20 protein-coding genes are annotated in these 20,004 nt (G+C 42.8%); 8 read left to right on the top strand and 12 right to left on the bottom strand.

Annotated elements, in window-relative coordinates; translation table 11 throughout:
* Positions 1-150 precede the first annotated feature (150 nt).
* From ACSQ8P_RS04915 to ACSQ8P_RS04905, 3 genes are read right to left on the bottom strand one after another with little or no spacing between them, the layout of a single operon-like run.
* Complete coding sequence (locus ACSQ8P_RS04915; RefSeq protein ID WP_436234153.1) at positions 151-465, bottom strand: DMT family transporter; 315 nt, start codon at positions 463-465, stop codon at positions 151-153.
* Positions 465-806 (bottom strand): DMT family transporter, encoded by a 342-nt coding sequence (locus ACSQ8P_RS04910; RefSeq protein ID WP_436234152.1) that lies wholly within the window; start codon positions 804-806, stop codon positions 465-467. Before ACSQ8P_RS04910 ends, ACSQ8P_RS04915 begins: the two co-directional genes overlap by 1 nt.
* A 27-nt stretch (positions 807-833) precedes the next feature.
* The gene (locus tag ACSQ8P_RS04905; protein WP_436234151.1) at positions 834-1,412 is read right to left on the bottom strand and encodes a TetR/AcrR family transcriptional regulator; all 579 of its coding nucleotides are present in this window, start codon (positions 1,410-1,412) and stop codon (positions 834-836) included.
* Positions 1,413-1,595: 183 nt separating this feature from the next.
* Here ACSQ8P_RS04905 and spoVB point away from each other — a divergent pair, with 183 nt between their 5' ends.
* Complete coding sequence (spoVB, locus tag ACSQ8P_RS04900) at positions 1,596-3,146, top strand: stage V sporulation protein B (protein ID WP_436234150.1); 1,551 nt, start codon at positions 1,596-1,598, stop codon at positions 3,144-3,146.
* Between the two features lie 138 nt (positions 3,147-3,284).
* On the opposite strand, the gene ACSQ8P_RS04895 is transcribed toward spoVB, so the two are convergent.
* Complete coding sequence (locus tag ACSQ8P_RS04895; RefSeq protein WP_436234149.1) at positions 3,285-4,049, bottom strand: ArsR/SmtB family transcription factor; 765 nt, start codon at positions 4,047-4,049, stop codon at positions 3,285-3,287.
* 144 nt (positions 4,050-4,193) lie between these two features.
* Between ACSQ8P_RS04895 and ACSQ8P_RS04890 the strand changes: the two genes are divergently transcribed.
* From ACSQ8P_RS04890 to ACSQ8P_RS04875, 4 genes are all read left to right on the top strand, one after another.
* On the top strand, positions 4,194-4,745 hold the full coding sequence (locus ACSQ8P_RS04890) for an NADPH-dependent FMN reductase (protein ID WP_436234148.1): 552 nt from the start codon (positions 4,194-4,196) through the stop codon (positions 4,743-4,745).
* A 79-nt stretch (positions 4,746-4,824) separates the two neighbouring features.
* A complete protein-coding gene (locus tag ACSQ8P_RS04885; protein WP_436234147.1) occupies positions 4,825-5,172 on the top strand; it encodes an ester cyclase in 348 nt (115 codons plus the stop codon).
* Between the two features lie 45 nt (positions 5,173-5,217).
* Positions 5,218-5,619: an ester cyclase gene (locus tag ACSQ8P_RS04880; RefSeq protein WP_436234146.1), complete on the top strand. Its 402-nt coding sequence runs from the start codon at positions 5,218-5,220 to the stop codon at positions 5,617-5,619.
* A gap of 340 nt (positions 5,620-5,959) precedes the next feature.
* A complete protein-coding gene (locus tag ACSQ8P_RS04875; protein WP_436234145.1) occupies positions 5,960-6,175 on the top strand; it encodes a hypothetical protein in 216 nt (71 codons plus the stop codon).
* Between the two features lie 243 nt (positions 6,176-6,418).
* Here ACSQ8P_RS04875 and ACSQ8P_RS04870 read toward each other — a convergent pair whose 3' ends face one another.
* Positions 6,419-6,985 carry a DUF1361 domain-containing protein gene (locus tag ACSQ8P_RS04870; protein WP_436239455.1) on the bottom strand — a complete coding sequence of 189 codons (567 nt, stop codon included), beginning with the start codon at positions 6,983-6,985 and terminating at the stop codon, positions 6,419-6,421.
* 345 nt (positions 6,986-7,330) lie between these two features.
* Positions 7,331-7,552 carry a hypothetical protein gene (locus ACSQ8P_RS04865; protein ID WP_436234144.1) on the bottom strand — a complete coding sequence of 74 codons (222 nt, stop codon included), beginning with the start codon at positions 7,550-7,552 and terminating at the stop codon, positions 7,331-7,333.
* Positions 7,553-7,598: 46 nt separating this feature from the next.
* Here ACSQ8P_RS04865 and ACSQ8P_RS04860 point away from each other — a divergent pair, with 46 nt between their 5' ends.
* The gene (locus tag ACSQ8P_RS04860; RefSeq protein WP_436234143.1) at positions 7,599-7,865 is read left to right on the top strand and encodes a TetR-like C-terminal domain-containing protein; all 267 of its coding nucleotides are present in this window, start codon (positions 7,599-7,601) and stop codon (positions 7,863-7,865) included.
* Between the two features lie 27 nt (positions 7,866-7,892).
* On the opposite strand, the gene ACSQ8P_RS04855 is transcribed toward ACSQ8P_RS04860, so the two are convergent.
* Together ACSQ8P_RS04855 and ACSQ8P_RS04850 are read right to left on the bottom strand one after the other, a co-directional pair.
* Positions 7,893-8,387, bottom strand: a complete 495-nt coding sequence (locus tag ACSQ8P_RS04855) for a VanZ family protein (protein WP_436234142.1) — start codon at positions 8,385-8,387, stop codon at positions 7,893-7,895.
* Positions 8,388-9,498: 1,111 nt separating this feature from the next.
* Positions 9,499-9,798, bottom strand: a complete 300-nt coding sequence (locus ACSQ8P_RS04850; RefSeq protein ID WP_436234141.1) for a hypothetical protein — start codon at positions 9,796-9,798, stop codon at positions 9,499-9,501.
* Between the two features lie 721 nt (positions 9,799-10,519).
* On the opposite strand from ACSQ8P_RS04850, the gene ACSQ8P_RS04845 reads away from it, so the two are divergent.
* Positions 10,520-10,924 carry a VOC family protein gene (locus tag ACSQ8P_RS04845; RefSeq protein WP_436234140.1) on the top strand — a complete coding sequence of 135 codons (405 nt, stop codon included), beginning with the start codon at positions 10,520-10,522 and terminating at the stop codon, positions 10,922-10,924.
* 519 nt (positions 10,925-11,443) lie between these two features.
* Here ACSQ8P_RS04845 and ACSQ8P_RS04840 read toward each other — a convergent pair.
* The 4 genes from ACSQ8P_RS04840 to ACSQ8P_RS04825 all read right to left on the bottom strand — a co-directional run bounded on the left by ACSQ8P_RS04840 (position 11,444) and on the right by ACSQ8P_RS04825 (position 17,247).
* The gene (locus ACSQ8P_RS04840) at positions 11,444-12,226 is read right to left on the bottom strand and encodes a copper amine oxidase N-terminal domain-containing protein (RefSeq protein ID WP_436234139.1); all 783 of its coding nucleotides are present in this window, start codon (positions 12,224-12,226) and stop codon (positions 11,444-11,446) included.
* 288 nt (positions 12,227-12,514) lie between these two features.
* Positions 12,515-12,964 (bottom strand): hypothetical protein, encoded by a 450-nt coding sequence (locus tag ACSQ8P_RS04835; RefSeq protein WP_436234138.1) that lies wholly within the window; start codon positions 12,962-12,964, stop codon positions 12,515-12,517.
* 1,273 nt (positions 12,965-14,237) lie between these two features.
* A complete protein-coding gene (locus tag ACSQ8P_RS04830) occupies positions 14,238-15,713 on the bottom strand; it encodes a sulfatase-like hydrolase/transferase (protein WP_436234137.1) in 1,476 nt (491 codons plus the stop codon).
* Positions 15,714-15,738: 25 nt separating this feature from the next.
* The gene (locus tag ACSQ8P_RS04825) at positions 15,739-17,247 is read right to left on the bottom strand and encodes a sulfatase family protein (protein WP_436234136.1); all 1,509 of its coding nucleotides are present in this window, start codon (positions 17,245-17,247) and stop codon (positions 15,739-15,741) included.
* Between the two features lie 1,026 nt (positions 17,248-18,273).
* Between ACSQ8P_RS04825 and ACSQ8P_RS04820 the strand changes: the two genes are divergently transcribed.
* Positions 18,274-19,722 carry a hypothetical protein gene (locus ACSQ8P_RS04820; RefSeq protein WP_436234135.1) on the top strand — a complete coding sequence of 483 codons (1,449 nt, stop codon included), beginning with the start codon at positions 18,274-18,276 and terminating at the stop codon, positions 19,720-19,722.
* The last annotated feature ends 282 nt before the right edge of the window (positions 19,723-20,004 follow it).

Genomic DNA, 20,004 nt, shown 5'->3' with positions numbered 1-20,004 from the left:
TTACGGATGAAATTCATATAGAATCGTTTGCGATAATCGACCTCATAAGTGAATTATAATCTATCAGCAGTCTATTAGGACATGCTTACAGTGGAAAAAAAAGGACCAAGCCACTCTCCTCGGAGTTCTTGGTCTTTTCCCTTCTAACGGTTAAGCTATTAATTTCAATCCTACTGCAGCACTTAACACCATCGCGATGAACACAACCCTCTTCCAATTCTTTGATTCCCCATAGAACAGCATTCCTACGACTGCACTTCCAACCGTCCCAATCCCTGTCCAAACCGCGTAAGACGTACCCATCGGCAAGCTTTTCATCGCTTGGCTTAGGAAAGCAAAACTCATGACTATACCTACGATAAAAATAACGAAGGCACGAATGTTTTTCGCTTTATTAATTTGGTTCATACCGACGACGCCTACAATTTCAAACATCCCCGCAAATATGAGAAAAAACCACCCCATTAGGCTGCAGCTCCTTTCTCACCTGAATCGTTTGTCACAAATTTCAATCCAAATACACCGGATAATAGAAGTAGAATTAGGAATACTTTAAGAAACTGGAATGGCTCTCCGAAAAATAGCATTTCCACGATGACCGTCCCCGCTGTCCCCATGCCTGTAAAGACGGCATATACGGTTCCCACTGGCAGTTTGGTAGACGCACTAATAACGAGATGAAATGAAATATATATGGCAATGATCGTAGCTATCCACGTCCATGTCGTATCCGAATGTTTTAATCCTGTCACCCATATCACTTCAAAAATTACACCAACGAAAATAAATATCCAATAACGGTTCATGTGTACAAACCTCCTGCTGCTTTTACTTTACTTTTTGATACCACGCCAGAAAACGAACCAGGAAGACTCAATCCTTTTCATCGACCGCGCAGAACCTCCAAATAGCAATTCCACAAACATGCCATCCAATACAGCAGAGAAAGCAATTGTTGCTTTTTCGCTACTAACTTCAGGGCTAATAGTTCCATTGTGTAAAGCTTGATCAAATAGAGGCATTATCATGGTTTCAATCGTATCTAGATAACCGTAACCTTGCTTAACGATCTCATCATAGAGATGGGACGGTGGGAAAAAGGCCACGCGCAAGAAAAATTTGGTGTTATCATCCTGTTCATAACGATCTTGATATTGGATTAGAAAGCCATAAAGAAGTTGATCAATTGATAGATGCTTATTACTGTCGAGATACGTTTGAACGAAATTCAATTCTTTCGCCAGTACCTCAACAAACAGAGCAAGGAATAGTTCATCTTTCCCTTTAAAATGCGTGTAAATGGATTGTTTTTTGATGCCTACATCAGTAGCAATATCAGCAAGCGATGCACCTTCATACCCGTTTTTAGCAAAATGAGTGAGCGCTACTTCTTTGATCCGTGTTGCCGTCATATCATCATTCCTTCCGAACGTTCGTCAGGTTAATGATATCATGTTATCTTTCCCAGGGCAACCTGCGATAGTCGTAAATCAATTAGGCCTTCATCAAAAATGACATCAACACCAGCTTGTTCGCATGCTTTTCCAATTATTGAATACATATTTAAGTATTCGATAAACAGGAGGACACAAGTCATGTCACAACATGGGCAATCGTTCATGAAAGGTACGTTAGTCTTATCAGTCGCTGCTTTCATCAACCGTATTCTCGGTTTTATCAGCGGCATGTATATCGCTCGCGTACTGGGCGCCGAGGGAATCGGCATCTTGATGATGGCTCATCCGCTCGTTCCGCTCGTCATTACGATTACGGAGCTTGGATTGCCGGTAGCTATTTCAAAGTTGGTCGCAGAGGCCAACGCTCGCGGCGAACGGATGAAAGTGAGACGCATCCTGCATGTCTCACTCGCTGTCACGAGCGTTTTGAGCGTAGCGCTCACAACCGTATCATTACTCGGATCGGAGTGGATCGCATCCATTCTGCTAAGCGATCAACGCGCTTATTACGCGATGCTGGCAATTACGCCGATCGCGCCAATTGTCGCTGTCTCCGCCGTATTAAAAGGATATTTCCGCGGCATGCAGCAGATGAAGACCATTGCCGCTTCAGATGTGCTGGAGCATACCGTGCAAATCGCCTGCGTACTTGCGCTGGTCCACCTATTGCTCCCTTACGGCGTCGCTTACGCGGCTGCTGGAGCTATGGCTGCCTCTGTTGTCAGCGAAGCGATCAGCCTCCTATTCCTGGTGACAAGCTACAAGCTTCACGGCGAATCGAAGATGCCGGGCGAGACTTGGGCAAGCCACCTGAAACAAGGAAAAAGCACACTCGGCGAGCTGCTACAGATCGGACTGCCGACGACCGGGCACGGTGTCATTCATTCGTTATACAGCACCTTTCAACCGTTGCTTATTACAACCAGCCTTGCGCTGGCCGGCATCGGCACGGCATTAGCGACGAAGCAATTCGGTATGTTAGCCGGATATGCGTTTCCGCTGCTGTTCATGCCAAGCTTCATCACGCAGTCCTTGTCTACCGCTCTCATACCTGCGATTGGCGAGGCAGCGGCGAACAAGAACAGCCTGCTCATACATGAGCGGATGAATCAAGCAATGATCTTGGGACTCCTGATCGGCGCACCCGCGACCGTTATCCTGTACGTGTGGGCAACTCCATTAACGACACTTGTCTATCATGCGCCGGAAGCAGGCGTGCTGCTGAAAATACTGGCGCCGATGTTTTTTCTGCATTATTTCGACGCGCCACTTCATGCCATTCTACTTGGGCTCGGCCGCGCGAAAGCTACGCTGTGGAATTATGTAGTAGCCACCTTATTCAAGAGTGTCTCGATCTTCGTGTTCGGCAGCCAATATGGCATTATTGGCGTTGCGTACGGCATCGGTATCGGCATTGTGTTACAAACACTGCTGAACTTCTTTTCCATCTCAAGCTCGATCGGATTTTATTGGAGCATTCGTCCTTATGTCAAGGTTGCGATCTGCATGATACTGATGATGATTTGCGGAAACTGGACCTATCACTATTTTGTCAGCAATGGTATGCCACAGTTATGGTGCGTGATCACTTCAATCGTCTGTTCCTTGTTTCTCTATTTCGCCACACTCGTATTGACGGGTACGTTGAATTGGAAAAATACACGCCTCCGTTTTTCGATCCCATGGTAAGTTGAATCTAGAAAAGTGCCGCTGCAGCCCCCGGTCTCACTCGAGTTAGTCGGTTTTGTCTACTAACTCCAGAAAGTAAAGCAAAAAAGCAGCCATAATTGGCTGCTTTTTCGTTTTAGCATCATAAACTCCTCCAGATCATTCGCCAGCGAGCCTCTCCCCAGTTTCAAGAAATGTCTTCATACCCGAAAGCACGATCGGCAACCCGTTCTCAAGAATCTTGGAGGTGCTTACCGCCATGTCGAATTCATCATGTACAACAGTTACCAATGTCACCCCAACTAGTTCGGCATGCGGACAGATCTCCCACGTAATGCGCGACGGGGTGTCACTCTCCGTACCTGGAACGGAAATAAAACGCCAGCTCATCATGAGTTTGTGGGGAGGGTCCATTTCGAGAATGATCCCTTCTGCCTTCTTCTCCTCTCCGTTCCATAGCTCAAATGCGCTATCTGTTTCCCAGGTGGACCGGATGGCACAATTGAACCAAAATTTCGACGTCTTGGCAGGATCCGTGAGTGCTTGCCAAACTTGTTCAGGATTTGCTTTAATCGCTATTCGATTTACATGACGTGGTTTGATTGCCATATTCGTTTCACGCTCCAATTCGTTTTGAAGATTTGTTAATCCAAATGCCCATGGTTCAGCGTATTTGCTAACCCATCGCTCGTAAATATGACGGATAGGCACTGCATTCAAATAATGCAGCTTTTCACGGCCAACTTTTCTTGTGGTAATGAGCCCGGCTTCCTCCAGTATATTCAAATGCTTCATGACGCCGAATCGAGACATGTCCAGTGGCTCACAGAGATCATTCAGCGTCCGCCCGTCAGAGGCGTGAAGAAAATCTAATAGCCTACGGCGGCTGGGATCCGAGAGCGCTTTAAATATGTCATTTTCCAAATTTGGCCCCCCTTGACGATCATATTCGTTTGAACCACTTGACATGTTACCTATAGGTAACATATTATAAAAACATAAAAGTGACCTTATAGTCACATAATATCACATACCCCAACGATTTGAAAATGAAAGGTGATGTTGAAAATGAAAGTAACCTTGATCGCAGGCAGTAATCGAGCAAACGCAAGCAGCACAAATCTTCTCCGGTACATTCAAACCCTTTTAGAAGCCAAGAAAGTGACTGTCCAATTCATTGATTTATCGGTGCTGCAGCTGCCTCTTTTTTCGCCCGATAACTGGGATTTCCATCCCAATGTTAAGCTGCTATTGGAAGCAATTGTAGATGGAGACGGTTTGATCCTTGCTACCCCGGAATACCATGGCTCCGTATCAGGAGCGCTTAAAAACGCCCTAGACTATATAACTGGTAGTCAGGTTGCAGGTAAGGCAGTTCTTTCTGTAAGTTCCGCAGGCGGTCCGCTCGGAGTAAGCTCTCTCACACATTTGCAGACTATCATACGCAATTTGCATGGGATTAATTGTTCGGACTGGGTTTCAGTGGGATATGGATCGAACACATTAGGTCCCGACAACGCTCCGTTAGATGAGGGAATGAGAGACCGAGTACGAGATGCAGTCAACAGTTTCGCGGATCTGACCAGTAAACTTACAGCAGCAGTTGTTGCAGCAAACTAACAGCATCGATCTTTTTTTTCATCGATACGTTACCAAATGGTAACATTATACTGCAAATAATAGAATAGGAGATGTTTTCATGAACATGATGGAACAAAAAAGTGTAGAAGCCGTGATAGCCTTTATCGAGGACATTGCGAACCAAAGTTTGTTGGAAAAGACTAATCAATTCTTTGCCCCGCAAATTGCGGAGGCATTTATGGACCGGCGGTTTGTTGTGGATGAAATCCTGGCACAAGATGAGAAGGTCATCGCTAGAATCTTCATGACAGCTGTGCATGCTAGCCATTTTGCTGGTCATGGACCTACAGGCAAATCCGTGAAGTTAACACAGTTCCGCGAATTTCGCGTCATCGAAGGGAACATCGTGGAACACCACGGTTGGTTCGATACAGCCACACTTTTGCCTCAAATCCAGGCTCAATAACCACCGATACATCAAATAATCAACACATAAGGAGATGTTTATACAATGAAAACAATGGAACAAAACAATGTAGATACGGTACACCAATTTATCGAGACCTTTTGGAACCAGAATGAATTGGACGTTGTGGATCGATTTCTGTCCGATGATTATCAAGAATTCTCTTACCACTCCAAGGATGGACTAAAAAAATTCGCAGGAACGATCTTGGAAGCATTTCCCGATAAAAGCTACACGGTAGAAGAGATCATCGGTCAAGGGGATAAGGTGCTCGTGAGAATGACTGTAAAAGGGACACATCAAGGCATGTTCTTTGGAACAGCGCCTACGGGCAATACGATTGATGTCACACTTTACCGTCAATATCGTGTTGTGGACGGCATGATCGCCGAGCATCGCGGGTGGATCGATATGTTGACCATGTGGAGTCAAATTCGCGGCAACTAAAGAGTTAATTCTATTGCAGAAAGGACAGACGAATGATTGCATTCAGCCTGCCCTTTCTTTTTTATACCCAGTTTTGTGCCAACCCAATGTCCTTTCGATGCTTGAAAACGCGGAATTTCGAGAATTCATCTCCATCATCGCTATACCTGAGGGAACAATAATCCGCCATCTTCAACCTCAACTTGTAGATACAATGCCAACGAATTTATGGGTTTAGCCCAAAGTTGACGTATATTACGATTCATTCTCCATTATCGTTTTCCCGCACATAAAATCACCATTATTCGAAAATTATATAACAGTTGTTTAGTACAAATACATTATCTTGGAGGTTCGAGAATTGGCACAACAAATTGATCCAAACCAGTTGAAGAAAGCAGAAGCAGCAACAACACTTGCTAAAAGTCTTATTAGTCAAGCTATTGAACAATCTGCAGCTAATCCTACACTTTGTGAAGAAGCTCTAAAGCAAGCATCAAATGAAATAGCACAAGCTCAAACAATGATTAGTCAAGCTCAATCGACACTACAAGCTTCGTCTCAACAATCTGTGTGAAATAAGAAATATGAGAACATTTACTTTGTTTGTATTTCATGCCTACTTAACAGAATATTTCTAAACGTTAATCTAGACGTTCTAAAAAAGACTGGTGGGAACAATGTACGTCCCTCCAGTCTTTTTTTTTAGTCACAAGAACAAGCAGTAGTGAAATGAACTAACGTTCTTCGTTAGCTGTGTTTTGTTGCAATCCGACGGGCAGACCAAGGAGCCGTTAAACTCCGGCGCGTGAATATGGTGTTATGTGAAGGTCTTGCTTCCCTGATTTGATGCACTCATACAGTTAATTAATAAATAAATCGTTACATACACGATTCCAATAAATAAGCCAAATAATAAGCAAAAGAAAAACGAATTACTTGTTAAACTTCTTTCTATGATTCCAGTCACTTTACTCCAATCAGTTATTGCTTCCCAGCTATTTAATCGATATTCTCTTCCTAACAAAATTCCATACCCACCTGTAACTGAAGCTATAATAACAAAACACCAAGATATTATCTTGTTATATAAACTCATTATTATGTATTGAATTTGATATATTGAGAATGCCCCAAGTAACAAGCTAGTCCAAGAAAATAAATTTATTACTATAAAATCAATCCAATAAGCAAAACTAATATTTCCATTATTTGCATACAAATCCTTCAATACAGTTAAATGAATGAGATCAGTTATAACGTACGGGGAATTCGGAAAGAAAAGTAACCATAGCGTCCCCAATATAACAAGAAAAATAGACTTCACTTTACTACGCTTGTAAATAAGATACACCAAGTTAGACAGAACAAGGGGAATCCAAGCCAAAAATAAATTCCAGTTCAAGAAATCAAAATAGGAATTATTTCTACAAGTAATATAAACAACAACGTTTACTAAAGACAGAGTTACTAGAAAAATATATAGGTTTTTATGGTTTAGATCCTTCAAAGAAAACCTCCGTCAACAATTAATGATTTCAACACCTTCTCATACTGGCGAGACCCAATACGGCATATTTTACTATCTTACCACAAAATTTTCCTGTCCGTTAGTTGAGAAAAGGCCACCGATTCACCGGCAGCCCTGTTTTGGTTGTTTATTTAACTATCGTTATCCGTTAGCGTAGCGATCTGGCCATTCTTCGCTGGACGGCCTTTCTGAGTAGTAATTCTATAGATGTCTTAACTTTTCCGGATTTGCGACAGTATAAATCGCTTCGATCTTATGATCTCGATAAGCAAAAGAATAAACATATTGAATCCCTTCATCCAAACAAATGCGGATTCCGGGGAGCCCATTCACCATGAGGAACGAGTACGTAAATTTCCCCGCATGCATGTTGATCACATTTTGATGAAGCTTCAGCACTTGCTCAAACCCGACAACAGGCACTTGTGCCGCGCTTGCTTTGCCTCCGCCGTCCGTTTTTTACAAAGCGATGTTAGTGGAAGAGAATAGAATTCATGGTTTTCAAACGAAAATGGAGAATATAATAAAAAGTACAATAAACGAGGGACTGGAACATACCCAATTAGAAATTTCAAAGGACTTACTGCTTCAATATATCGCGTCGGCTTTTATGGGTATCGTCGTATGGTGGCTTAATAATGATTTAACCTTTGCGCCAAGGGAACTTGCGTCCCAGTTCGGCAAGATTCTTACCCAAGGACATTTAAAAGCTGCTGGAATTGCCATAGATAAATGAATTTATAGTAAGAATTTTCGTTCTGCGTTAGGTTAATGACTTAAGACGAAAGCTATACAATCTAAAAACACAGTACCCCAGTAGGCCTCCAGAGGTATTCAGGATCAGATCATCCACATCAAAATTTCCAATGGAAAAAAAGACCTGCAAGCATTCCAAGAGTAAGCTCATTCCCAGTGATTGGATAAATACTCCAATAAGTGAAATCGTTTTGCTTTTAGACAATAATAAGAGGAAAATTCCATATGGCATAAATGCCAAGATATTCCCGACCACATTGATTACTTCATGACTTGACGGACTTAGAACAGTATCGGAAATTGTTTTAAGCGGAATAAAATTACCATACTGCATTCGGTGCATACTATTCTCAGGATTTTCCAGATTTTTCTGCAGTCGATACCAAAGAAAGTCTATATCAATTGAGCCGTACTTAAATAAAATGACTCTAAATAAGGTGAGCATGTACAACGCAAACAGTCCTGGTATTACAAGGCGATTCATTAGTTTCGTTAAATTCATTGTTCTCGTCCTCGCTCCTCGTTACCTCTTTCAATAAGGATAAGAAAAACTGTTTAATAAAAAAGTGGGGTATTTATAAAATTTTTCTTAAAATTTTATTCTTCTGAATCAAGATTGTACCCAGTACGGGATTTTAGAACTCAGATAAACTAAGCATACTATTATGTAAATATTGCTCAAGAGTGAATGTTATATAAGATTCTTTATCTTCAGAGTAAATTCTAAAGTCGTAATCTGTAATACGTTCAAACATAACGTTCACCTCTTATTTTTCCAAATATTATATAATGAAATAGAACCATTGATGTGCTTATCTCCGTTATAATTTTCCTTCCAAAAATATATCCAAAGCCCTTCTGTTCTCTAGTCAGTACAAGTGCTGTAACTGTAATCACATTTTGATATCCTCCATAAGCAGAGCACTATTTTATTTCTATTAATTCTGTAATTCTTACAACTCTATTTTCAGTCTAACCTACATTTCATTCAAGAAAAATCTCAAGAAAAAAAGGGCGCTTTTCAGCGTCCTTTTAGCCTATAATACGGAAATGTCGCTTGGCATTTTGCCTGTGCGTTGAATGGTACGTATCTGAGTAGTATTTATCCGGAATCCAACCAGAATAAACGACGAGGTTACATTGTTAAAGTTAAAAGCTCGTAAGTCTGCAATGTTCTGGCTACCACGGAAAATTCGAAAATTCCCTGTAAAATTACGCCCTGAAAACAGTATTAATGTAACTTGATTAGGAAATACAACATTTCTTAGCCGGAAACTGGAGATGATATTGTTAAAACCGAATAATCCCAAATTTGAAACTGCCACGCCTCTTCTAAATGTTAAACTTCTTCCAGTAAAGTTAAAACCCGAGAAAAAAGTAACTCTAACATTTCGATTAAATATAAATCCCATCCCTATCACCCTCTTAATCACAAGATAGTAACAGTGTATGAATTGGTTAATATAATCGCTTGGACTTATGTTATTATTTTGTGGACCGGCTGCCTCTTCATGTTGTTATTAAGCTAGAGTTCTCAGTTAGCCATCCATGCCCCTCAATAGGCACCACAAAAAATGAAAATTAGATTCTTGCTTGACTACTTTCAGGGTAGTTCAATTAACAGTTCCTAAAAATGATACAAACAGTTCTTTCTTGTGATGAAGTTCAGGAGAATCAGCAGGTAACAATCCACATGCATACTCTATAACCACTTTCCGACCGAACAGAACTTTTTCTGAGGTTTTAACACCACAATCTTTGCAATTGAAGCCACATCCATCCGATACGTTTTTCCATTGTCCCTCAAACGCGTTTATAGCTCTTTGTTCCGCAAAGCTTACAGTTACCCATGGTGCAAACATAATTCCTGAAACGATAAAAATAAGAACTACACTAAAAACTTTTTTTTTCATGATTCACCCCCTAAATTGCCTTACCATGCTTTTCATTTATTTGTTCAAGATTCCTGCCCGTAAGCACAGTAAGGCTGCCCGTCGTTCTCGCGGCAGCCTCGTAATGTGGGTTATTGAGCTATCGTTCTCCGTTTGTTGAACAAATTAAAGGTCATCTTTGCTTTCTGAATTTCTGTACTTCTATTATCAATTCTATCGAGAAAAAAGCCACTGTTAAAATACCAATAAAAGATAAAATATAGAGTATGCATCTCACTGTAATATATGCGATTGGCATGCTATCGAAAAGATTTTGTATTGTATGAAATGCAATCGAATTATTTAAAAACAGAAGAATTACACCAGCTAATACTCCGTAAAGTAAATTTTTTTTATGATCCATAATCCATAAAAACCTCCTTTTTATGCAGTTACTTACAGTTCTTCGCTGTTATGTTTCCATATTCCTTCCAATCTACCGACATGGACTTTCTGAACAGCTACACCAAGGTTGAGATTGGGGAACGCAGCAACATCCATATCGTGTACTGACGCATTCCGAAATCGAATTCGGGAGTAAGCCCCAAAAATGTTAAAACGCTACTGACACACTGTTGTCAGTAGCGTTTTTTTATAATCGGAGTAAGTAAACATAAAGGAGTGGGAGATAAATGCGAAGTATTCTAGCCCAAAATGAAATGATACGGTATTGTATCATTTATTATAGGAAGGATGGTATCTCGTGAATTTTGCTTCTGTACGCATCATTACCGACGACGTGGATCGTCTCGTCAAGTTTTATGAGAAAGTCATGGGTGTTTCGGCGGAACGCCCCGCGCCCGTCTTTGCCGAACTCGTTGTGCCATCGTGCACCCTGGCGATCGGCCACTCCCAGACGGTGCAACTGTTCGGCGCTGGTTCCGCAGTGGCGGCCGAAAATCACACTGTCATCATCGAGTTTCGCGTCCACGATGTCGACGCCGAATACGAGCGCTTGAAGCCGTTTGTCGACGAGTGGGTAAAGGAACCAACCACGATGCCGTGGGGGAACCGTGCTGTGCTGTTTCGCGATCCCGACGGCAATCTGGTTAACCTCTTCGCGCCGGTGACCGAGGAAGCGATCAAACGGTTCAGCGGTAGGCGTTGACGGACAGTTGAAGTGAGTGCAGCCCCAAATTGGGGAGTGACAACGATTCGATGGCCATTTGAGCCGAATGTGCCGATAACATTTCTCCGATGATAACTTCGTCTTTCCCGGTATGGCAATGAACCCGAATGGGGCAACACGACTACCAATGTGTATATAGCTTATGGTAGAAACTACTCCAATTTGTGGTCATTATCATTTCGTATGTAAGAATTTTCATGAACAATTCAAAGGAGCAGCTACGGCTGCTCCTTTACTGTTTTCAGTTCTGCTTGCTTTCTGGTGTCAGCAGAAAATAAAGTATTAGACTGGGTGTCTTTATTCCATGCGGCTTTTCGAATAACGTTTCTTGCGCAACAATTGATTTCTACCCGAGAGGTGCTTAAGGCGCGTTAGAGCCAGGGGGGCTTTCGCAGGAGTTGTCTTCCTGATACGACTCCTCGAAAAACTTCTGGCAGACCAAGGTGTGTTAACCCCGAAGCATTAATACGATGTAAGACGCTATTGCTCCTTCTTCGATTAATCCCCCTTTATCTCACTCTCCTGTATAACCTTAAACTTCATATCTCCAAATCTGAAAAGCCCCCACTCATTCTCATTCTTCACTAGCTTATAATTAAACTCAATTAATATTTCCTTTTGAGGCTTAATTACAATATTCTTTCCTTCTTTATAAGTGGCACTTATCTCAAAACCCGTATCAAATACAATTTCACCCAAATTATTCTCTTTATCTACTATTATCTTTTTAATGAGAGTCTCGTTTCTTTTAATGCCAGTTCCTTTTGAAATCCGCAAAGCAGTCATTAGAAAAGTATCTCTCTCCATGTATTCTTCTATCGTGTTTATTATTGCTATCTCATCCAAATATGTATCGGTAACAAGTTTTATAATCTTTTGTTCATTGTCCCAATAGACGTAAGCACCAGATGTTTCTGAGACAAATCTAAGTGGAACAAATGCATTCCCATCTATTAGTTTAATTGAATTATCAAAAGTTTTTACTTCTTCATTGACTCTTACTTGATCACTTCCAACAGTCATTTCTATTTTAGTGTTCGCATTCCTAGCGGTTATCGTATTTGTAGTATCATCCCAACTTATTTCATAATTAAATTGCTCAAAAAGAGGACGAAACTGTACAAAGGTACTGCCTTCATTAATAAAAGGGTGATTATCAAACTTTATCAATCTGTCATTGTAATACACACTAATTTCTTGAGCTTCTTGAGCATAGCCTAATGTATTTGCAAAGTTATAACTGAAAGATAATAGTAACATTAATAATAATATTTTTTTCATGTGCTATTCTCCTTTAATTTAAATAAGATTTTAGGCAATAGCGTCAATTTCATGATTTTTCCTCTTTATCTGAAAATGCCAGGGATTATCTATACATTACTTATTCATTAGAATAGCACATTTTCCCTGCCCATTAGTTCAGCAAACGAAAAAGGAGCAGTCTCGAACCATGCTCCTCAACTATATTTATCCGTTAGCATAATGTACCACAATGTGTTCCTTAACAATCACTTCCCATGTAATAAGACTATAACAAACTATATAAAATAAGTGTTTTTTCGTCCATAGTTATCGCCTTTTCAATCGTAAGCATTCGATGCTTCCAATTTGACTTAAAGGGATAATGTGATTAAAAATGGTAATTGTTTGTTGTTCATGTTCCACAAAAACTTGAACAAATTCAACATAGTCTTTTCCCTTTTTTACGTTAAAAGCAAGAAAGCTCGCTTGTTTCGCATGAATAACCGCGACATTTTTTATCGGCGGAACTCCTGTTGTTATTTCAAATCTGTAATCAGCCAATCTTGTGAACGGAATTATCCTTAGCCGATTAGTATCCAGTTCCCTTAGTGCAAAGGCTTTGTTTCCCACTTTTCGAATGACTCCGTTAATTGACCTTCCATTTGTAGTTGTAAAAACAGGATCTGAACCAAATCCGATTTGCTGGGTGAGACGTTGTTTTAATGTCAGATTAACGGGAATGGGGCATTTCCCACAAATTTTTCGAATGATTTTCATTTCGTGACTCCCTCCTTAAACTCTTATGATTCATGGTATGAGCATGGTTTTTATCCGATTGGGTATTCTGTCAACAACTTTTACCTCTCTCGTTGAAAGTGCACTGAAATCTTGGTGTCAGCAGCCTTTTTTTTTATTTTTCAGCTATTCTGCACGTTAGCTTAAGGAGCTGGAGGCAGTCTAGAAATTTATTTTCACAGTTTATCAAGACCTAAATTCATAAATTTCAGTTATAATAAAGGGTTCCGCATATTAGTCATGTATAATATGTGGAACCCTTTATATTTAATATCGTCCCGTTAGCCATCCATGCCGCACAAGCGCGGCACCACAGAGAATGAAAGTTCATCCGTTCTTTCATGGTAGTTGAATGACCGAGCTTCTCTCTGTGATACGGTTCACCGTAATGTATCTAAGCACAAAGTCCATTTTGACCATATATATCAGCATATAAAGACAAAACCACTCCTGCCAATGGAGTGGTTCTTTGGATAGAACTTGTCTTTTATCGTACTTTTTCTTTTCTACGCAAAAAATTAATATAGTTTTTCTCGTCCACTAAGAAATCAATAAGGATTAAATTCCCATTAATGGTTGCAATATGATATAAATCAGTTGGATGATCAATAAATTTTGCTATGAACTTCCGGTATCTCCTCTAAGGAAAGAAGGCGGATATATCCTCCATGGTCTAAATCGAAAATAAAACTGAACCGTTATGTATCTACCTATACCAGGCAAAATATCGTGTTTCTTCCCAGTTCTGTTCATAGTAATCCTTGAAATCTTCTCGGTAAGTAATGAAAGATCATGTAGATCACCGTAGTTGTCCATCATTAAGAGAATTACAACGAAAGATTGACTGTTACACTTCTTTAACCTCGTAACTTATACCCTTTTCCGCCTGGTTTCAACAACTCTTTTACAAGTTAAACTTAAATCATTATCACCAAATTTATCTTTGGATGAGTCTTTAATAATATTAATAACATCTCCGTGCTAGGTAAGATTAAAATTGGATCTCCTTCTTTTGTAAACCTTTTAATTCTAACTTCAGATGATTTTCCAACTTAACGTTAGAAACAAAATTATCAAATTTATCAATATTTCCGACGACCCCATACTCCTGAAACGACTACACCGTCTTTTTTTGCAGACTCTGGGGTTATGTTATTTAAACAAGCAGTCACCAATAAAAGTAAAATCATGATTAGAATAGCTTTCGGTAAAAAAGAAATGCTTCTGACTAGGAGTTGGGGTTAACTGAAAACTGCTATTCATCCTCCACACCCATGCCAATGGCCAGCGCTGGCCCCACTTCCGCCATCGCAATGGACGGATACTGATTGAAAATACGGTCGCCGTTTGCTGCTGCCTCGCACCACATTTTCCGATACAGTTTCGCTACTAGCGGTTTGAGTTCCGGATCGTCGGCTAAGTTGACCATTTCGTAAGGATCCTCCTGTAGGTCGTAAAGTTCATCAAAATCACATGGATTATAAACAAATTTATACCGGTCGGTTCGGACCATCCGCTGTGTGTAAAGAATCTCAACACCATTGCATTGATTGAAGACGGCGCCACGCCAATTTTCGGCCTTTACTTCTTCATTTCTCAGCCAAGGAAGTAGGCTAAGCCCCGATCCACCTCTGTTCAGTGTGCCCGCAAGCGCAACTTCCAGGAACGTTGGCGCGAAATCCATGATGCTGACTAGCGAATGGACATGACGGCCGGGCTCTTCGATCCCTTCAGGCCAACGTATCACGCAAGGGATACGGTAGGTTTCCTCGTACGGGCTAATCCCTTTCAGATATATGCCGTGAGCACCTCCGCTCTCCCCATGATCGGAGAGAAATACAACCAGCGTGTTATCGGCTTGCCCCGTACGCTCCAACGTTTCCAGCACTTCGCCGAAGAGATCGTCAACCATTGTACAGTAACCCCAGTAATGGGCGATGGATTCCTTCACCTCGCGCTCCGGCAACTGGCTCCACACCTGCCTCATCCGCTGGTATATGCGCGGTTTGGTCTGGAGCGAATCGTAATAATTCGGGGGCAGTTCAACCTCATTCGGGTCATACATACTCGCATACTTGCTCGGGACGATGAACGGATCATGAGGACCAAGCACACCTACGTACATGCACCACGGCTGTTCTGCTCTAGCAAGTTCCGCCAACCGCTCCTTCGCCTTCGTCACCACCTCATAATCGTCCGTCTCTTCATAGCTCTTCTCATTCGTCCCATAGAGCACGAATTCATCCCAGCCCGGCCGCAGTAACTCCCCCGGTTGCCGCCCGGCGTGCTTCTTCACGTTCACGTCCTTACTACGCCACGTATCAATCGTAGCCCCCATGAAAACGTCCTTGCCAGCATTCACTTTCAGTTCATCCCAGCCCCGGTCAGCGGGATTCTCTGCTGCGGAAATGTGCCATTTCCCCGAAAAATGCATCGAATATCCCGCATCTCGAAGCTTCTCTCCGAACGTTTCCACGCCGGGATTAAGCTCCTTCTGAATAGCGGTCGCAGTGCTAACATTGTTATGTATGCCGTGTTCGGACGGATAGAGTCCAGTAAAAAAAGAAGCTCGCGACGGGCAGCAATGCGCCATCGTCGTGTAGGTGCGGTCAAACGTAAGCCCCTCACGAGCAAACTGCTCCACATGCGGCATCCGGCAGGGATGGGTCTCGTCAATGACCTGCGCCTGCTGTTGATCCGTCATAAAAATCAAGATATTCGGTTTTCTCATCGGCACAACGCTCCTTGTCTGTCCATTAGGCATTGCTGATTCTTGGCATCCACATCGGTTCAATACCTAACTGGGCCCAAATGAATTGTTGCATGAGCTCTGCTTTTAACGCGCTGTATTCGGGTACATGCCACAAATTGCAGATCTCCTGTGGGTCTTCCTGCAAATCAAATAACTCACCATAGCTTTGATTGTAGTAAACCGTGAGCTTATACCGCTCATTGACGTACGTTTTCAAATGAATGGTCGTGGCTTCATGATGATTCTCACATAGAATATGATCTCTAGCCATCGGCTTCTCTCCCGTCCAAACGCTGGATTGATCTATACCCGTCATCGCTCGGGGAACGGGCAGATCAGCTAGGCTCAAAAGGGTTGGCGCCAAATCCACTAAAGACTGCATCGCTTCAGACGTAACACCGGCAGGAACCTCGCCTGGGTAGCGCACGATGAACGGAATTTTAATGAGATCTTCGTAATGAAAAGCTCCCTTGGTCTTCAGCCCATGCTGACCGAAAAAATGGCCATGATCGGACGTAAAGACGACAATAGTATTCTCGGCTAGCCCAAGGCGGTCCAAGCCATCGAGAATTTGTCCGATATATTTGTCCATTAAGCTAATCATCCCGTAGTAGGTAGCTACGTTTTGTTTCATTTGCTCCTTCGTATGAAGATGCGAGGAAAAACCATGCATGTTATAACCGGACTCTCGGTAGGCGGAGAAATCCGGCGATTCTTCTTGTGTCATTTTAAAATGAGGCGGATTATGCTGGTGCTCCCCTTCTACGATACCTGGGATGGTCAGCGCATCAGGGTCGTACATCTTATCCCATGGTTCTGGCACCAAATAAGGCGGATGAGGGTCAAAAAAACTAGCCCAAAGAAAGAAATTCTCCTCGTTCTGGCTGTACTGCTCCAGCATTGCGTTTGTTCTCTCCGCAATCCAAGCATCGTAGTGAAACTCCTCTGGAATTGGCCATGTGTGTTTAATCGAGCTATCCATCCGACCTGTAGGCGCGGCAAAATAATCACGCCACTCGCTGCAACCCTTCGCTTCAAGCCAGAGCGCATAATGCTGACCCACATGGGCTTGGTTCGTATGATTTCTAGTCAATTCGACGTGCTCGAATCCGTAAAATTCATCCTGAAATCTTTTCCAAAACATCAGGTCCTGCAAAACGGGATAAGCCTCAAGAGACGTATAGGCCTCGGTTGACTTCAGCGGTTGAAAATGAGCTTTCCCGATCAACGCTGATCTGTAGCCCGCTTCTTGAAAATCTTGACCAACTATATGTACGCTTTCCGGCAGCTTCGTGCCCAGCGACCAAGCGCCATGTTGACTCGGATACATCCCTGTAATGATTGAAGATCTAGAGGGGGTACAGGTTGGATTCGGACAATACGCTCGCGTGAAGGTTGTTCCTTCTTCAGTGAGCCGATCTAAATTAGGAGTCTTAATCTCCTTATTAAACGTGCCTAGGGTATCCCAATGCTGCTGATCACTCGTAATGAGTAAAATATTAGGCTTTTTCATCCTGCGTTTGCTCCTCTTCGAGGTGTTGGCCTTGTCGCTATAAAGAGACCCGATTGCGATTGAAGCTGTACGCGATGATATAGCGAACTGGGTCGGGTTGCTGTCTTGATACACATCATAGCCAGTGACGCCTACATTATAGTGCGGCTCACTTATGTTCTTGGGCAGCTCTCGTGTTCATTTTATTCGACTGCCAGATATTCAATTTTCATGGTAGTTGAGAAAAGGCAACCGATCATAAGGTCGACTGCCTTCTCTTGTTGTTATCGAACTAACGTTCTCCGTTAGTTCAATTCCTACTGACTACTTCGTATAACTGTACCAAATAAATTAGGTCTATTGATATTAAACTGTTTTATTAGCTCTGCTCCAAAAATAGTAATTGTTTGTTCTCATGGATGACCTAAATACCCCCACTTGAACTCTTGATTTAGGAAAAAATATTACACACTTCTTCTCTAAGTCATCTAAGTCATCTTCTGAATAATTGGTAATTCCGTAAGTGATATAAGGAGCACGTAAAATAAAAGAAGGTCAATCTTTACTATAAACACTGGGGCAAAATTTGAAATCTTTATAAAATTTGTCCCAGACAAACCGATACTACTCGTTAGTCAATGGAATCCAATTTTTGATTATGGTGTATCTCATACACAAAGTCCATCTTCACGTCGATGTAATTTGCTTCAGTTAGTCGAATGGATTGTAGTTTTGTTAGGAGCCGTGGTGAATAAGCTGCTTAAACATGCTTATTTCAAGCACCCTCGGGAAAGAGGCGTGCATAATTGCTTTTCCTCTTCAGTTACGTTGAAACCCCCAGCTCGTCGGTTAACGATGAAAGAGCTGGTCGACCCGTTTACGGGTGAGTGGCTATGACTGATAGCACAAAAGTGCTACTTTTAGATCGAAAGACTCAATTTGGATGCATTTTACAGGATACTTGTGGATAAATGGCGAATGTTTCCATAAGAGGTTCGCCTTAACTGCAAAGAGAGGTGAAAGCTTTTGAAAGGCCTCGTCATCACATTGATCTTGCTTGCATTGCCTTTTTTGGTAGGAATCCATTTAGCTCATGCTACGGGGGCCTTGGGTTCCATTGAGCCATTGAATAAAATCGCTCTACCGATAGCGGAAGCGGTGACGGACCCACTGAAGCCTATCGCGGAAGCGACTGGGGAGCTGACGGACAAAGTTGTGCAGCCGGTCGCAGAAGCGGTGACGGACCCACTGAAGCCTATCGCGAAAGCGGCTGAGGAGCTGACGGACAAAGTTGTGCAACCGGTCGCAGAAGCGGTGACGGACCCGCTGAAGCCTATCGCGGAAGCGGCTGGGGAGCTGACGGACAAAGTTGTGCAACCGATAGCAGAAGTGGTGACGGACCCACTGAAGCCTATCGCGAAAGCGGCTGAGGAGCTGACGGACAAAGTTGTGCAACCGGTCGCGGAAGCGGCTGGGGAGCTGACGGACAAAGTTGTGCAAGCGGTCGCAGAAGCGGTGACGGACCCGCCGAAGCCTATCGCGGAAGCGGCTGGGGAGCTGACGGACAAAGTTGTGCAGCCGGTCGCAGAAGCGGTGACGGACCCACTGAAGCCTATCGCGGAAGCGGCTGGGGAGCTGACGGACAAAGTTGTGCAACCGGTCGCGGAAGCGGTAGGTGTGCAGCCGGTGTTGGACTTGGCTATTTCGCCCGCTGAGAGCGCCTCTGCGGATAAATCGCCGACCCTGAAAGCTGGTCCTTCGGGCATAGCACCATCGAATGCCCCCTCATTGCCTGTTGCAAGCCGTTTGGAGACTGCGGGAGGTTCATACACCGCTGAAATTCAATCAATCCCGAAGCCTACGCCGCCTTTATCCAAGGAAAAAGGTCACCAATCGGCAATCGCGAATTCGTCGAATAAATTTATGTCTGCAAAAACAAACCAATTTCCGGAAAGAGAAACGATCCCGACTATACCGTCATCGGAACCTACGCTGCCTCCGTCTGCATCAGCTGTAGGCTCGCTGTTGCCTTTGGCTGCTAGTATCAAAGATGGCAAAGCGAAGCCTTCGTATTCCGGAAGTAATTGCAAAGCGGTGCTGATTGATACAGCCGATGCTATGATACAGTGTAGCCGAATGTCATGGCATTGCCGGACCCGACATTACTTAAATTGGTCACATGCTCCGCCGCTACGTCCTCCTGTCGCTCCTGCTCTCGATAATTGCTTCAGCCAATCGAGAACAAAGGAGTGTATCTTAGATGCGCTGCACAAAAGCCAAGATCAAGCTAACGTTAAACGACAAACTGATTATTATGAACGTTTTGGTGCAATGGTCAAAGAAGACGGAGAGTCGATTTCAGTCCAGAATGTACCGCGAGCTGGCGAAAAAACTGATATACAAAAATGTGATAGACGCCTTCGACGGTCAGGAGCTAACCATGATGGCACTCGCTTTGGAACAGGCGGCGGACAGCTCTCCGAACCCTCGGTATAAGCGAATCTACAAGCAAATGGCTCAGAAATTGATGCTTGATAAGAAAAAGTTCCACCGGATCGCATTTCAAGAGCTATCCAATCGTTATCTCTATAAGTAGATTAAAAAGTACCGCGTTGTGGGAAAATAAAGTTTTAGACTGGATACATTGAAACCACGCGGTTTTTCGCGTCACAATTCGTTAAATAAGTCTTAGACTGACCATATTATTTAGATCAGCGGCAGCCATGGACGTGAAAATAGTCCTTGACTGTCGCTTTTTTATTGAACAATCGTTACCCG

Origin of the sequence: Paenibacillus sp. LjRoot153 (assembly GCF_964253085.1) — a bacterium.
Lineage (GTDB): Bacteria > Bacillota > Bacilli > Paenibacillales > NBRC-103111 > Paenibacillus_E.
The sequence above is the reverse complement of the archived record's forward strand: the minus strand, read 5'-3'. Positions and strand labels throughout refer to the sequence as shown.

Bases quoted from the DNA above. Each gene is read 5' to 3' on its own strand.
- ACSQ8P_RS04915 (WP_436234153.1), bottom strand. From the start codon at position 465: ATGGGGTGGTTTTTTCTCATATTTGCGGGGATGTTTGAAATTGTAGGC.
- ACSQ8P_RS04910 (WP_436234152.1), bottom strand. From the start codon at position 806: ATGAACCGTTATTGGATATTTATTTTCGTTGGTGTAATTTTTGAAGTG.
- ACSQ8P_RS04905 (WP_436234151.1), bottom strand. From the start codon at position 1,412: ATGACGGCAACACGGATCAAAGAAGTAGCGCTCACTCATTTTGCTAAA.
- spoVB (WP_436234150.1), top strand. From the start codon at position 1,596: ATGTCACAACATGGGCAATCGTTCATGAAAGGTACGTTAGTCTTATCA.
- ACSQ8P_RS04890 (WP_436234148.1), top strand. From the start codon at position 4,194: ATGAAAGTAACCTTGATCGCAGGCAGTAATCGAGCAAACGCAAGCAGC.
- ACSQ8P_RS04885 (WP_436234147.1), top strand. From the start codon at position 4,825: ATGAACATGATGGAACAAAAAAGTGTAGAAGCCGTGATAGCCTTTATC.
- ACSQ8P_RS04880 (WP_436234146.1), top strand. From the start codon at position 5,218: ATGAAAACAATGGAACAAAACAATGTAGATACGGTACACCAATTTATC.
- ACSQ8P_RS04860 (WP_436234143.1), top strand. From the start codon at position 7,599: ATGTTAGTGGAAGAGAATAGAATTCATGGTTTTCAAACGAAAATGGAG.
- ACSQ8P_RS04855 (WP_436234142.1), bottom strand. From the start codon at position 8,387: ATGAATTTAACGAAACTAATGAATCGCCTTGTAATACCAGGACTGTTT.
- ACSQ8P_RS04850 (WP_436234141.1), bottom strand. From the start codon at position 9,798: ATGAAAAAAAAAGTTTTTAGTGTAGTTCTTATTTTTATCGTTTCAGGA.
- ACSQ8P_RS04840 (WP_436234139.1), bottom strand. From the start codon at position 12,226: ATGAAAAAAATATTATTATTAATGTTACTATTATCTTTCAGTTATAAC.
- ACSQ8P_RS04835 (WP_436234138.1), bottom strand. From the start codon at position 12,964: ATGAAAATCATTCGAAAAATTTGTGGGAAATGCCCCATTCCCGTTAAT.
- ACSQ8P_RS04830 (WP_436234137.1), bottom strand. From the start codon at position 15,713: ATGAGAAAACCGAATATCTTGATTTTTATGACGGATCAACAGCAGGCG.
- ACSQ8P_RS04825 (WP_436234136.1), bottom strand. From the start codon at position 17,247: ATGAAAAAGCCTAATATTTTACTCATTACGAGTGATCAGCAGCATTGG.